The organism is Pseudomonas sp. yb_5, assembly GCF_043103865.1.
Taxonomy (GTDB): domain Bacteria; phylum Pseudomonadota; class Gammaproteobacteria; order Pseudomonadales; family Pseudomonadaceae; genus Aquipseudomonas; species Aquipseudomonas putida_Y.
In genome coordinates this window covers 20,191-33,672 of record NZ_JBICKE010000024.1, presented here as the reverse complement: position 1 = coordinate 33,672, position 13,482 = coordinate 20,191, and the positions used below count along the sequence as shown (strand labels likewise).

The window sequence follows — 13,482 nt, the reverse complement described above, 5'->3', positions numbered from 1 at the left end:
TCGGCAGCGAAGCTGAGATCCTAGGGGCGCTTCGCACCCCATTCGCGACACAAGGCCGCTCCCACAAAAAGCCGAGCAGTTGTCAGGCCAAAGGCCGGCTATGGGGAAACAGCAGGTCGATAAAACGCTCGGCCGTGGGCTGCGGTTCATGGTTGGCCAGGCCGGCACGTTCGTTGGCCTCAATGATCACGTACTCCGGCTGCCCGGCATCACGCACCATGAAGTCCAGCCCCACCACCGGAATTTCCAATGCGCGTGCCGCGCGCACGGCAGCATCGGCCAGCACCGGGTGCAGGCGTTCGGTGACGTCTTCCAGGGTGCCGCCGGTGTGCAGGTTGGCCGTACGTCGCACGGCCAGGCGCTGGCCGGCTGGCAGCACGTCGTCATAACCAACGCTCGCTGCGCGCAAGGTGCGCTCGGTTTCGTCGTCCAGCGGAATGCGGCTTTCGCCACCGGTGGCGGCCTGGCGGCGACGGCTCTGGGCTTCGATCAACTGGCGCACGCTGTGTTTGCCGTCGCCCAGCACCTGCGCCGGGTGACGGATGGCGGCGGCCACCACCTCGTAGCCGATCACCACGATGCGCAGGTCGAACCCGGCATGAAAGCTTTCCAGCAGCACGCGGCTGTCGAACTGGCGGGCGTGCGCCACGGCACGGGTGATGTCGTCGATACAGGTCAGGTTCACCGCCACCCCCTGGCCTTGCTCGCCATCGACTGGCTTGACCACCACCGCGCCATGCTCGTCGAGAAACGCCAGGTTGTCATCGGCATTGCCCGCCAGCTGTTGCGCGGGCACCTGCAGCCCGGCGTTGTGCAGGGCGTGCTGGGTCAGGCGTTTGTCCTGGCACAGGGTCATGGTCACGGCACTGGTCAGGTCGCTGAGCGATTCCCGACAGCGAATGCGCCGCCCGCCCAGGCTCAGGGTGAACAGGCCGCCAGCGGCGTCGTCCACCTGCACTTCGATGCCCCGGCGCAGGGCCTCGTCAACGATGATGCGTGCGTAGGGGTTGAGGTCGGCCTGCGGGCCGGGCCCGAGGAACAGCTGCTCGTTGATACCGTTCTTGCGCTTGACGGCGAAGGTGGGCAGGTTGCGAAAACCCAGTTTCTGGTACAGGCGCTTGGCCTGGCGGTTGTCGTGCAGCACCGACAGGTCCAGGTAGGCCAGGCCACGGCTCATGAAGTGTTCGATCAGGTGGCGCACCAGCACCTCGCCCACGCCGGGGCGGGTGCAGTGTGGGTCCACCGCCAGGCACCACAGGCTGCTGCCGTGCTCGGGGTCATCGAACGCCTTGGTGTGGTTCAGGCCCATGACGCTGCCGATCACCGAGCCGCTGTCTTCGTCCTCTGCCAGCCAGTACACCGGGCCACCCAAGTGCCGGGGGGTAAGCAGTTCGGCGTCGACGGGGAGCATCCCGCGCGCCTGGTACAGGGTGTTGATCGCCTGCCAGTCGGCGGGGTTCTGTGCCCGGCGCACGCGAAAGCCGCGAAATACCCGCTGCGCCGGGCGGTAGTCGGTGAACCACAGGCGCAGGGTGTCGGACGGGTCGAGGAACAGCTGCTGTGGGGCCTGGGCCAGCACCTGCTGCGGTGCGGCCACGTACAGGGCGATGTCGCGTTCGCCCGGGTGCTCGTCGAGCAAATCCTCGGCCAGGGAAACCGGGTCGGGGTAGGTGTGGCCTATCAGCAGCCGGCCCCAGCCGCAGTGCACGGCACGCGGTTGGTCGTGGGGCTGGCTGCCGTCGCCGGCCAGGCGCGCTTGCAGGCGCTCGTAGGACGGCGCCTGGCCGCGCAGCAGGCGCTGACCATAAGCGATTTCATGGGCTTTCATCGGTCAGATTCCTTGTTCGCTCAACCACAGGTTAAGCGCTGCCAGTTGCCACAGCTTGGAACCGCGCAATGGCGTCAGTTGACCGTGCGGGTTGCTCAGCAGGCGGTCGAGCATGGCCGGGTTGAACAACCCTCGGTCCTGGCTGGGGTCGGTCAACAGCTCACGTACCCAGCCCAGGGTGGCACCTTCCAGATGCTTCAGGCCCGGTACCGGGAAGTAACCCTTCTTGCGGTCGATCACCTCATGCGGGATCACCCGTCGCGCCGCCTGCTTGAGCACCTGCTTGCCGCCGTCGGGCAGCTTGAAGCGTGCGGGTATGCGTGCCGACAGTTCCACCAGGCGGTAATCAAGGAACGGCGTGCGCGCCTCCAGGCCCCAGGCCATGGTCATGTTGTCCACCCGCTTGACCGGGTCGTCGACCAGCATCACGGTGCTGTCCAGGCGCAGGGCCTTGTCCACGGCAGCCGGTGCGCCCGGGCGCGCGAAGTGTTCGCGTACGAAGTCACCGGCGGCATCGGTTTCCAGCAGCCAGGGGGCCTGCACGGTGTCGCGGTACTCGGCGTGGCTGCGGTCGAAGAACGCATCACGATAGGCCGCATAGGCATCGTCGGCGCCGTCCACCTGCGGGTACCAGTGGTAACCGGCGAACAGCTCGTCGGCACCCTGGCCGCTCTGTACGCCCTTGCAGTGCTTGGCCACTTCCCGCGACAGCAGGTAGAACGCGATGCAGTCGTGGCTGACCATCGGCTCGCTCATGGCGCGGAACGCAGCCGGCAACTGGTCGATGATCTCGTGTTCGGCAATGCGCAGTTGGTGATGGCGGGTGCCGTAGTGCCTGGCGATCAGGTCGGAGTACTGGAACTCATCGCCGCGCTCTCCGCCGGCATCCTCGAAGCCGATGGAGAAGGTCGACAGGTCTTCCACCCCCACTTCGCGCAGCAGGCCGACCAGCAGGCTGGAATCGACCCCGCCGGACAGCAACACGCCAACATCCACAGCAGCCCGTTGGCGGATGGCTACGGCGTCCCGGGTAGCGTCGAGCACGCGGGTGGTCCAGCCTTCCAGGTCCAGTTCATGCTCGTCGGGGTGGGGGCCGTAGTGCAGTTGCCACCAGACCTGGCGTTCCACTTCGCCATGCTGGTCGATGCGCATCCAGGTGCCAGGCTCCAGCTTCTGCACGTTGGCCAGCAGGGTACGCGGTGCCGGTACCACGGCATGGAAGTTCAGGTAGTGGTTGAGAGCCACCGGGTCGAGCATCGGGTCGATGTCGCCGCCCTTGAGCAGCGCCGGCAGGGTCGAGGCAAAGCGCAGGCGCTCACCGTTGCGCGACAGGTACAGGGGTTTGACGCCGAGGCGGTCGCGGGCCAGGAACAGGCGCTGGTTGTCGCGCTCCCAGATGGCCAGGGCAAACATGCCGTTGAGCTTGGGCAGCAGGGCCGCGCCCCAGGCGTGGTAGCCCTTGAGCAGCACCTCGGTGTCGCCGTCGGACCAGAAGCTGTAGCCCAGCGCCTGCAGTTCCTCGCGCAGTTCGGGGAAGTTGTAGATGGCACCGTTGAAGGCCAACGACAGGCCCAGGGTGTTGTCGACCATCGGCTGCGCCGAGCCGTCGGACAGGTCCATGATCTTCAGACGCCGGTGGCCCAGGGCGATCGGGCCCTGGCTATGGAAGCCCCAGGCATCCGGGCCACGCGGGGCCAGGTGATGGGTAATGCGCTCTACCGCAGCCAGGTCGGCTGGGCGAGGGGCTTGGTCGATGGGGGTGAAACGCAATTCTCCTGCTAATCCGCACATAAGTCCTTACCGGTTTTTCCGTTGGGGAGGTGATGCCCCGGATTAGGGCACCTTAATGAACTGACATGTTTGCTTTTTGAGAGTTTTAGACCTTTTGGTTATAAATGGATGGGCATACAGCTTGATGCTATCACGTCCCTCGAATCAACCGACGCAACCCAAACCGGTTCGGATGGCAGGCCTCCACCACCGCCCGCGGCAATGGCAGCGGTTCCCCACATACCCAGGCCGCCACCAGCTCGCCACTCAACGGCGCCGTGATCAACCCGCGTGAGCCGTGCCCGCTGTTCACATACAACCCGCCCAACCAAGGGCAGGGCACATCCGGTACCTGCCGTGCATCACGGCCCAGCACTGCGTAGGCTTCGGCAAACGCCTGCCCGTCGGCGACCGGCCCGACGATCGGCAGGTAATCCGGGCTGGTGCAACGGAACGCTGCACGCCCCTGCAGTTGCTCAGCGTCCAGTTTAGCCACGCCCAGCCGCTGCGCCAGATCGACGGAGATTTCGTCCAGCAGTGCCAGGTTGCCCTGGTGCTCGGCCAGCGTCGGCGCAAGGTCCTCACTGTGGAAGTCAAAACTTGCCCCCAGTGTATGTTCACCCTCGCGCGGCGGTGCCACATAGCCTTCCGCGCACACCACGGTACGCAGTGCCTGGCTGCTGGCGGTGGCCGGCAAGCGGGTGATCTGCCCACGGATGCGCTTGAGTGGTAACTGCGCGCAAGGGGCGAAGCGCCGCACATCCGCTGCACCGGCCAGGACCACCACTGGAGCGCTGGCTAACAGCTGGTCGCCAGCCCAGGCCTGCCACTGTTCACCCACTTTGCGCAGTTCGAGCACTTCCTGGTGGGTCACCAGCTGAATACCTGGGTGCTGCAACTGCTGCTGACACAGTGCCGGCGGGTGCACCCAGCCACCTTCGGGGTAGAACAACCCGCCGCCAGGCAACGCCACGCCGGCGATGGCTTCGGCCTCGGCGCGCTCCAGCGGGTGCAGCAAGCCGCGGTCGAAGGCGGCAGCCAGCTTGCCCTGGCGTTCGGCCTCCTTGCTGTCGAAGGCCAGTTGCAGCACCCCGCAGGCATCCCAGTCACGGCCACGCTGCAAGCGCTGCAGCTGGCGCCGGGTGTAGCCGAACCCGGACAGGATCATCTGCGACAGCGCGGTGCCATGGGCAGACAGCTTGAGGTACAGCACCCCTTGCGGGTTGCCCGAAGCTTCCTGGGCCGGGGTTTCGTGGCGCTCCAGCACGGTAACCTGCCAGCCACGCCGGGCCAGGCTGGCGGCGCTGCTGCTGCCGGCAAGACCGGCACCGATCACCAGCGCCTCGCGCGGCCCCTGTGCAGCAGCGGGGCGTGCGTACCAAGGTGCGTGTGGGCCGGGCAGGGGGCCGACGTAGGCGCCGCTCATCACTTCCCACTTCTTGCCGATGCCTGGCACCTTTTTCATGGCGAAGCCGGCTTCGACCAGGCTGCGGCGTACCCAGCCGGTGGTGGTGAAGGTGCCCAGCACCGTGTCCGGATGCGATAGCCGCGCCAGTTGCGCAAACAGCGCCGGGGTCCACATGTCGGGGTTCTTGGCGGGGGCGAAGCCGTCGAGGAACCACACATCGACCTGCGCGTCGAGCTGCGGCAGCTGTTCCAGCACATCGCCTATCAACAGGGTCAGGGTGACCCTGCCATCGGCGAAGGTGAACTGCTGAAAGCCCGGGTGCACCGCCACGTACTGCTCCAGCAGCGGCTCGGTATAGGCGGCCAGTTCAGGCCACAGGTTCACTGCGCGGGCCATGTCGGCGTGGCCGAGAGGGTACTTTTCGACGCTGACGAAGTGCAGGCGCGCGTCGCTGTGTGCGTGCTGGTCAAACAGCTGCCAGGCGCAGAAAAAATTCATGCCGGTGCCAAAGCCGGTTTCGCCGATCACCGTACAAGCATGCGGCGCCAGGTTTGCAAAACGTTCGGCCAGGCGGGTCTGGCCGAGAAACACGTGCTTGGTTTCTTCGATGCCTTCGTTGACTGCGAAATAGACGTCGTCATAGTGCCGCGAATGGGGGCGGCCCTGTTCATCCCAGTCGATCTGGGCGTGCTGGAGGAGGGTGGGCATGGTTGGCTCGGTTGCAGCGGATGGCGGGATTTTATGCCATCCGGATGAGCTGTGGGAGCGCGTTCATTCGTGAAGAGGCCCGTACAGGCAGAAATGAAATCCGCTAGTCTTGCTTATCCATTGAAGGAGCCAGTGCATGTTCGAATCTGCCGAAATCGGCCACAGCATCGACAAGGAGGCTTACGACGCCGAGGTACCCGCTTTACGCGAGGCCCTGCTCGAAGCCCAGTACGAACTCAAGCAGCAAGCGCGTTTTCCGGTGATCGTGCTGATCAACGGCATTGAAGGCGCCGGCAAGGGTGAGACGGTAAAACTGCTCAACGAGTGGATGGACCCGCGCATGATCGATGTGCTCACCTTCGACCAGCAGACCGACGAAGAGCTGGCCCGCCCGCCCGCCTGGCGTTACTGGCGGGCCTTGCCGCCCAAGGGGCGGATGGGGGTGTTCTTTGGCAACTGGTACAGCCAGATGCTGCAGGGGCGTGTGCACGGGGTGTTCAAGGATGCCGTCCTCGATCAGGCCATTACCGGTGCCGAACGCCTGGAGGAGATGCTTTGCGATGAAGGTGCGCTGATCATCAAGTTCTGGTTCCACCTGTCCAAGAAGCAGATGAAGGCGAGGCTGAAATCGCTCAAGGACGACCCGCTGCACAGCTGGAAGATCAGCCCGCTGGATTGGCAGCAATCGCAAACCTACGACCGTTTCGTGCGCTTTGGTGAGCGCGTGCTGCGCCGCACCAGCCGCGACTATGCGCCATGGCACATCATCGAGGGGGTAGACCCGAATTACCGCAGCCTGGCGGTGGGGCGCATTCTGCTGGAAAGCCTGCAGGCCGCGCTGGCCAATAACCCCAAGGGCAAGCACCAGGGCAACGTGGCCCCGTTGAGCCATAGCATCGACGACCGCAGCCTGCTTGGCGCCCTGGACATGACGTTGCGGCTGGACAAGGCCGACTACCAGGAACAGTTGATCACCGAACAGGCCCGCCTGGCCGGCCTGCTGCGTGACAAGCGCATGCGCCGGCACGCGCTGGTGGCGGTGTTCGAAGGCAACGACGCCGCCGGCAAGGGGGGCGCCATCCGTCGCGTGGCGGCGGCGCTGGATCCGCGTCAGTACCGCATCGTGCCGATTGCCGCACCCACTGAAGAAGAGCGCGCCCAGCCCTACCTGTGGCGGTTCTGGCGGCACATCCCGGCACGTGGCAAGTTCACCATCTTCGACCGCTCCTGGTATGGCCGGGTGCTGGTGGAGCGGGTGGAAGGCTTCTGCAGCCCGGCCGACTGGATGCGTGCCTACAGCGAGATCAACGACTTTGAAGAGCAGTTGGTGGATGCGGGCGTGGTGGTGGTGAAGTTCTGGCTGGCGATCGATCAGCAAACCCAACTGGAGCGTTTCGAAGAGCGTGAGCAGATTCCGTTCAAACGCTACAAGATCACCGAGGATGACTGGCGCAACCGCGACAAGTGGGACGAATACTCCCAGGCTGTGGGCGACATGGTCGACCGCACCAGCAACGAGATTGCCCCATGGACGCTGGTGGAAGCCAATGACAAGCGCTGGGCGCGGGTGAAGGTGGTGCGCACCATCAACGAGGCGCTGGAAGCGGCGTTTGCCAAGCACAAGAAATAGCCGAAGGTGAGGTTGCCTGTTCTGGCCTCTTCGCGGGTAAACCCGCTCCTACCGGGGATCGCGTGCTGAGCTGCGCCCCGGATGTTGGACAAAAAATCCAACACCGGGGCGCAGCTCACGCTCCCGTAGGAGCGGGTTTACCCGCGAAAGGGCCAGCACAGGCAACACCTCCCCCCAGCCATGCCCCAAAAGAATGACCTGATGAATTCTTTTCTCGGCACTCTCCACCGTCCCCGTCCTCCAACCCCGTAGAATTCAACAACCCCCACTACGGGCTTGATCGAGGATTTTATGCACACCACTTCTGGCCGCTGGGTCTATGGGCTGTTCCTGGCACTTCTGACAGCGCTGCTCTGGGGCATCCTGCCGATCAAGCTCAAGCAGGTACTGCAAGTGGTCGACCCGATCACTGTCACCTGGTACCGGCTGCTGGTCTCCGGCGGCCTGCTGTTCGCCTGGCTGGCGGCTCAGCGGCGTTTGCCGTCCATCCGCAAGCTGGCGCCCAGGGGCAAGGGCCTGGTGCTGGTTGCGGTGCTCGGCCTGATGGGCAACTACGTGCTCTACCTGATCGGTCTCAAACTGCTTAGCCCGGGTACCGCACAACTGGTGGTACAGATCGGCCCGGTGCTGTTGCTGGTGGCCAGCGTGTTCGTGTTCCGCGAGCGCTTCAGTGTGGGGCAGGGCATGGGGCTGTTGGTGCTGCTGGCAGGGTTTGGCCTGTTCTTCAACCAGCGCCTGGAAGAGCTGCTGACTTCACTGGGTGCCTATACCACCGGCGTGTTGACCATCTTGCTGGCGACCAGCATCTGGGTGTTCTACGCCCTGAGCCAGAAGCAGTTGCTGACCGTGTGGCACTCGCAGCAGGTGATGATGGTGATCTACCTCAGCTGCGCTGGGTTGCTGACACCTTGGGTGCACCCACTGGAGGCCTTGCAACTGACCCCGGTGCAAGGCTGGCTGCTGCTGGCCTGTTGCCTGAACACCCTGGTGGCGTACGGCGCGTTCGCCGAAGCGCTGGCGCACTGGGAGGCGTCGCGGGTAAGTGCCACGCTGGCGCTGACCCCGTTGGTGACCTTCGTTGCGGTAGCGCTGGCAGCATGGGTGTGGCCTGACTATGTGCATGCCGAGGACATCAACGCCCTGGGCTATGTGGGGGCGGTCACGGTGGTGTTCGGTTCGGCGCTGGTAGCGCTGGGGCCCTCGCTGGTGGCCAGCTGGCGGGCGCGTCGAGAACGAGGTCAGCGCGCATGCTCATCAGAGGGATGACCTAGCATTTTTGCTAGTTGCGAGTTTTTTGCTATTTGAATCAAATGTGCATAAAAGTTCGCGGAGTAAGGGTGATGAAGGCTCATGCGTTTGTGCATCCGGGTATAAAGGTAAATGTGAATTACCTTGAGAGGTTCGTGCGTCATAATCTGCATCGTGAACCTTGGAAGAGTGCCAGTGAAAAAGTACTGAATGATTATTTGAACCGAGCAGATAAGAACTGGGCTCCGAAGCCGCGCGATGTGGTGGATTGCGGAGCTTATAGTCAGCCGGATTGTGGGTGTACTGATGAAACCCGAGATGGTCAGGCTGCCTATGCGCAGGCATTGCTCTGGGTGATCAAGGATGACAAGGAATATGCAGCTACTGCCATCAGAATCCTTGACGCATGGTCTGTAAAACTTACCGGAGGACATGTCGGCGAAAATGCACGCCTTCAGGCGTCGTGGGCAGCGTGCTTGTTCACCAGTGCTGCGGAAATCCTTGCTCATACCGAATCTGGCTGGACGCCTGAGGGTAAGGCGCGTTTCACGGTTATGTTGGAAACGCAGTTTCAACCGATTGTTGAGAAACTTTTCTATGGTGGAGGCTGGCTGTGGGATACCGTAGCTGGCAATTGGCGCTCAACGGGTATCGAAGCACTTTTCTACATAGCGATTTTTACCGAAAATCAAGGGCTGTTTGAGACGTGCACCCGGCTTTGGAAAGACCATATTGTGGCATCCATTTATTTAGAGTCTGATGGGGTGCGTCCCCGGCTATTGCCCAATTGGACCAGGGTGCCGAGTGATGAAGAGGTCAATCAACAGTGGGGTAGTCCATACCGTTACATTGAGGGGATGAACATTGAGAGCTGTCGTGACTTCGCCCACACCGCTTATGGCTTGGCAGCTACCATCAATGTAGCTGAAACTGCATTGTTGCAGGGTATCGATTTGTACAGGGATGAGGAGACGCAAGCGATGGCGCGAATAATGCAAACGATGGAGTTTCATTCCCGGTATGAAAACATTGCATTGATGCCAGACATCTGCAAGAAATACCACGGCATCATCTTGAGTGCACAATGGACCTTTGAAATCGGGTACACCCACTATGCGGTCCGTTTGGGTCACCCTTTGCCAGAAACCCGCGCGTTCGTACAAAGACATCGGCCCACGCAAGGGGATTTCCATTACATGTGGGAGAGCTTGACCCATGCTTATCCTCGTACGGGCGATGACCCGATTGCTTAAGCGTCACAGAGATAGGTAAAGCTATTCAATAAACTGTGAGCCGCCCCTGGCACGGTACCGTGGGTAATTTGGCAGCCTGGGCGGCTCATCGGGGGCTAGCCTTTACCCCCCGGCGCCAGCATGTTCTCCGGCCGCACCCACTGGTCGAACTGCTCATTGGTCAGGTACTTCAACGCCAAGGCCGCCTCGCGCAAGGTCTTGCCCTCGCTGTAAGCCTTCTTGGCAATTTCCGCCGCCTTGTCATAACCAATATGCGGGTTCAGCGCGGTCACCAGCATCAACCCGCGCTCCAGGTGCGCGGCCATCTGCTCGGCATCCGGCTCGATACCCGCCACGCAATGCGCCTGGAAGTTGCGGCAACCATCGGCCAGCAACTCGATGGACTGCAGCAGGTTATGGATGATTACCGGCTTGAACACATTCAGCTGCAAATGCCCCTGGCTGGCGGCAAAGCCGATGGCCGCGTCGTTGCCCAGTACCTGGCAGGCCAGCATCGACAGCGCCTCGCACTGGGTGGGGTTGACCTTGCCCGGCATGATCGAGCTGCCCGGCTCGTTGGCGGGCAGGCGCACCTCGGCCAGCCCGGCGCGCGGACCGGATCCCAGCAGGCGCAGGTCGTTGGCGATTTTCATCAGGGCCACGGCCAGGGTCTTCAGGGCCCCCGCCAGGCTGGTCAGCGGTTCGTGGCCGGCGAGGGCGGCGAACTTGTTGGGCGCGGTGATGAGCGGCAGGCCGGACAGCGCCGCCAACTCGGCAGCGATGGCTTCAGCAAAACCCTGCGGGGCGTTGAGCCCGGTACCCACGGCAGTACCGCCCTGAGCCAGTTCGCACACCGCCGGCAGGGTGGCGCGTATGGCGCGCTGGGCGTAATCGAGCTGGGCGACGAAGGCCGACACTTCCTGGCCGAAGGTAATCGGCGTGGCGTCCATCATGTGCGTGCGGCCGGTTTTCACCAGCTTGTGGTGACGCATCGACAGCTCGGCCAGTCCCGAAGACAATTCGGTGACGGCCGGCAGCAGCTTTTCATGCACCGCCAGGGCTGCCGCAATGTGCATGGCGGTGGGGAAGCAGTCGTTGGAGCTCTGCGAGCGGTTGACGTGGTCATTGGGATGTACTGGCGCCTTGCCGCCACGGCCTTTGCCGGCCAGTTCGTTGGCGCGCCCGGCGATCACCTCGTTGACGTTCATGTTGCTCTGGGTGCCGCTGCCCGTCTGCCAGACGACGAGCGGGAACTGATCGTCGTGCTGGCCATCCAGCACTTCATCGGCGGCCTGTTCGATCAGCCGGGCGATGTCGGCCGGCAGGTCGCCATTGCGGTCGTTGACGCGCGCAGCGGCCTTCTTGATCAGTGCCAGGGCGTGCAATACCGCGAGGGGCATGCGTTCCTTGCCAATGGCGAAGTTGATCAGCGAACGCTGGGTCTGCGCACCCCAGTAGGCGTCCTCCGGAACTTCGACCGGGCCCAGGCTGTCTGTCTCGATACGGCTCATTCTGTACTCACTCCTGTGTAGTTCGAAATCGCAGTTTAGGCCCTGATTCGACCGAGCGGTTCCGTCGCTCGTCGTGCCACTTGAGCACTTCGCCACCACGGCGCAGAATGCTCTACCCTGAGGTGCCCGCCACCCTCTCTTTGAAGGAAATGCAATGACCCGTCTCCGTGTCCTTTGTGCTGCCGTTGCCCTGGCTTGCGCCAGCGGCCAGGTACTCGCTGCCACCGCCAGCCACAACGCTGCTGCCGAGAAATTCCTGACCCTGGCCAACGCCGACAAGCTGGGCACCCCGGTGTACATGCAAGTGCAGCAGATGTTCGCCCAGCGTTTCGCCCAGACCAAAGCCCCGTCCGCCAAGCAGCCCGTACTGGAAAGCTACCAGGCCAAGGCCAATGCCGCGCTGGACAACGCCATCGGCTGGAAAAAGCTGAAGCCGAAGATGGTCGACCTGTACACCCGCACCTTCACCGAGCAGGAGCTGAAGGACCTGGTGAAGTTCTACGAATCGCCGCTGGGCAAGAAAGTGCTGCGTGAAATGCCCAAGGTCACTCAGCAGTCGGCGCAGCTGACCCAGCAGAGCCTGGAGCCAGCAGTACCGGTGGTGAACAAGCTGCTGGAAGACATGACCAAAGAGCTGGACCCGAACGCAGGCAAGGCCGCCGCCCCAGCGAAGAAGTGAGTACGCCGCAATGACCATGCAACAACGAATCGAACAGCAACTGGCCGCCCTGGCGCCGCAACATCTGGAAGTGCTCAACGAAAGTCACATGCACAGTCGTGGTCAGGAGACCCACTACAAGGCGGTGATCGTCAGCGAGCAGTTTGCCGGGTTGAACAGCGTCAAGCGCCACCAGAAGGTGTACGCCACCATGGGTGAGCTGATGGGCGAGATCCACGCCCTGGCCATCCATACCTACACCGCCGAAGAGTGGGCCAAGGTCGGCGTTGCACCGGCCTCGCCCGTTTGCGCCGGCGGCGGGCACTGAAACCTTTCTGTTGTTCTGGTAGAATCCTGCAAAATCCGGGGGCCGCTTTGCGGCCCTTTCGCGACACAAGGCCGCTCCCACAGGAACCGCACTAGCCATCGGGTTACGCGGTCCCTGTGGGAGCGGCCTTGTGTCGCGAAAGGGGTGCAAAGCGCCCCCATGCTTTTTCTGTACCTGTCAAACCCGGTCCGCCCCTTACGAGGGCAACCACCTGGAGATTCCGTTACATGTCTCAAGCCATCGTCGTCGCGGCGCTGTACAAGTTCGTCACCCTGGAAGACTACGTCGAGCTGCGCGAGCCGCTGCTCAAGACCATGCTCGACAACAACATCAAAGGCACCCTGCTGCTGGCCCAGGAGGGCATCAACGGTACCGTTTCGGGCACCCGGGAAGGCATTGATGGCCTGCTGGCCTGGTTGCGCGATGACCCGCGTCTGGTCGATATCGACCATAAAGAGTCGTACTGCGACGAACAGCCGTTCTACCGCACCAAGGTCAAACTCAAGAAAGAGATCGTCACCCTCGGCGTGCCGGGCGTAGACCCCAACCAGGCCGTTGGCACCTATGTCGAGCCCAAGGACTGGAACGCCCTGATCAGCGACCCGGAAGTGCTGCTGATCGACACCCGCAACGACTACGAAGTGGCCATCGGCACATTCAAGGGCGCCATCGACCCGAAGACCGAAACCTTCCGAGAGTTCCCGGAGTACATCAAGGCCAATTTCGACCCGAGCAAGCACAAGAAGGTCGCCATGTTCTGCACCGGCGGCATCCGTTGCGAAAAGGCCTCCAGCTACATGCTCGGTGAAGGCTTCGAGTCGGTCTATCATCTTAAGGGCGGCATCCTGAAATACTTCGAGGAAGTGCCTCAGGAAGAAAGCCTGTGGGACGGCGACTGCTTCGTCTTCGACAACCGGGTCACGGTGCGCCATGACCTGAGCGAAGGCGAGTACGACCAGTGCCACGCCTGCCGCCACCCGATCAATGCAGAGGAGCGCGCGTCCGAGCACTATTCGCCAGGTGTCAGCTGCCCGCATTGCTGGGACAGCCTGAGCGAGAAGACCCGGCGCAGCGCCATCGACCGGCAGAAGCAGATAGAGCTGGCCAAGGCCCGCAACCTGCCGCACCCGATCGGTTACAACTACAAAGCCGAGGCTTGAA

10 protein-coding genes are annotated in these 13,482 nt (G+C 62.9%); 6 read left to right on the top strand and 4 right to left on the bottom strand.

Annotated features, from left to right (window positions below):
• Positions 1–82: 82 nt before the first annotated feature.
• The 3 genes from ngg to mnmC all read right to left on the bottom strand — a co-directional run bounded on the left by ngg (position 83) and on the right by mnmC (position 5,714).
• Positions 83–1,828, bottom strand: a complete 1,746-nt coding sequence (ngg, locus tag ACF8GF_RS03670) for an N-acetylglutaminylglutamine synthetase (RefSeq protein ID WP_176685035.1) — start codon at positions 1,826–1,828, stop codon at positions 83–85.
• Positions 1,829–1,831: 3 nt separating this feature from the next.
• Positions 1,832–3,619, bottom strand: a complete 1,788-nt coding sequence (locus ACF8GF_RS03665; RefSeq protein ID WP_209964134.1) for an N-acetylglutaminylglutamine amidotransferase — start codon at positions 3,617–3,619, stop codon at positions 1,832–1,834.
• A gap of 130 nt (positions 3,620–3,749) precedes the next feature.
• Positions 3,750–5,714 (bottom strand): bifunctional tRNA (5-methylaminomethyl-2-thiouridine)(34)-methyltransferase MnmD/FAD-dependent 5-carboxymethylaminomethyl-2-thiouridine(34) oxidoreductase MnmC, encoded by a 1,965-nt coding sequence (gene mnmC / locus ACF8GF_RS03660; protein WP_176685037.1) that lies wholly within the window; start codon positions 5,712–5,714, stop codon positions 3,750–3,752.
• Positions 5,715–5,850: 136 nt separating this feature from the next.
• On the opposite strand from mnmC, the gene pap reads away from it, so the two are divergent.
• The 3 genes from pap (at position 5,851) to ACF8GF_RS03645 (ending at position 9,845) form a co-directional block, all read left to right on the top strand.
• On the top strand, positions 5,851–7,344 hold the full coding sequence (gene pap, locus ACF8GF_RS03655) for a polyphosphate:AMP phosphotransferase (RefSeq protein WP_176685038.1): 1,494 nt from the start codon (positions 5,851–5,853) through the stop codon (positions 7,342–7,344).
• A 291-nt stretch (positions 7,345–7,635) separates the two neighbouring features.
• Positions 7,636–8,610, top strand: a complete 975-nt coding sequence (locus ACF8GF_RS03650; RefSeq protein ID WP_392488552.1) for a DMT family transporter — start codon at positions 7,636–7,638, stop codon at positions 8,608–8,610.
• Between the two features lie 74 nt (positions 8,611–8,684).
• A complete protein-coding gene (locus ACF8GF_RS03645) occupies positions 8,685–9,845 on the top strand; it encodes an alginate lyase family protein (RefSeq protein WP_176685040.1) in 1,161 nt (386 codons plus the stop codon).
• 95 nt (positions 9,846–9,940) lie between these two features.
• On the opposite strand, the gene ACF8GF_RS03640 is transcribed toward ACF8GF_RS03645, so the two are convergent.
• A complete protein-coding gene (locus ACF8GF_RS03640; RefSeq protein ID WP_176685041.1) occupies positions 9,941–11,335 on the bottom strand; it encodes a class II fumarate hydratase in 1,395 nt (464 codons plus the stop codon).
• 154 nt (positions 11,336–11,489) lie between these two features.
• On the opposite strand from ACF8GF_RS03640, the gene ACF8GF_RS03635 reads away from it, so the two are divergent.
• From ACF8GF_RS03635 to ACF8GF_RS03625, 3 genes are all read left to right on the top strand, one after another.
• Positions 11,490–12,014, top strand: coding sequence for a DUF2059 domain-containing protein (locus tag ACF8GF_RS03635; protein ID WP_176685042.1), 525 nt, complete (start codon positions 11,490–11,492; stop codon positions 12,012–12,014).
• 10 nt (positions 12,015–12,024) lie between these two features.
• The gene (locus tag ACF8GF_RS03630) at positions 12,025–12,321 is read left to right on the top strand and encodes a BolA family transcriptional regulator (protein ID WP_010952797.1); all 297 of its coding nucleotides are present in this window, start codon (positions 12,025–12,027) and stop codon (positions 12,319–12,321) included.
• A gap of 227 nt (positions 12,322–12,548) precedes the next feature.
• Positions 12,549–13,481, top strand: a complete 933-nt coding sequence (locus ACF8GF_RS03625) for a rhodanese-related sulfurtransferase (RefSeq protein ID WP_176685043.1) — start codon at positions 12,549–12,551, stop codon at positions 13,479–13,481.
• Position 13,482 lies beyond the last annotated feature (1 nt).

Coding starts and splice junctions, on each gene's coding strand:
- ngg (WP_176685035.1), bottom strand. CDS start 1,828: ATGAAAGCCCATGAAATCGCTTATGGTCAGCGCCTGCTGCGCGGCCAG.
- ACF8GF_RS03665 (WP_209964134.1), bottom strand. CDS start 3,619: ATGTGCGGATTAGCAGGAGAATTGCGTTTCACCCCCATCGACCAAGCC.
- mnmC (WP_176685037.1), bottom strand. CDS start 5,714: ATGCCCACCCTCCTCCAGCACGCCCAGATCGACTGGGATGAACAGGGC.
- pap (WP_176685038.1), top strand. CDS start 5,851: ATGTTCGAATCTGCCGAAATCGGCCACAGCATCGACAAGGAGGCTTAC.
- ACF8GF_RS03650 (WP_392488552.1), top strand. CDS start 7,636: ATGCACACCACTTCTGGCCGCTGGGTCTATGGGCTGTTCCTGGCACTT.
- ACF8GF_RS03645 (WP_176685040.1), top strand. CDS start 8,685: ATGAAGGCTCATGCGTTTGTGCATCCGGGTATAAAGGTAAATGTGAAT.
- ACF8GF_RS03640 (WP_176685041.1), bottom strand. CDS start 11,335: ATGAGCCGTATCGAGACAGACAGCCTGGGCCCGGTCGAAGTTCCGGAG.
- ACF8GF_RS03635 (WP_176685042.1), top strand. CDS start 11,490: ATGACCCGTCTCCGTGTCCTTTGTGCTGCCGTTGCCCTGGCTTGCGCC.
- ACF8GF_RS03630 (WP_010952797.1), top strand. CDS start 12,025: ATGACCATGCAACAACGAATCGAACAGCAACTGGCCGCCCTGGCGCCG.
- ACF8GF_RS03625 (WP_176685043.1), top strand. CDS start 12,549: ATGTCTCAAGCCATCGTCGTCGCGGCGCTGTACAAGTTCGTCACCCTG.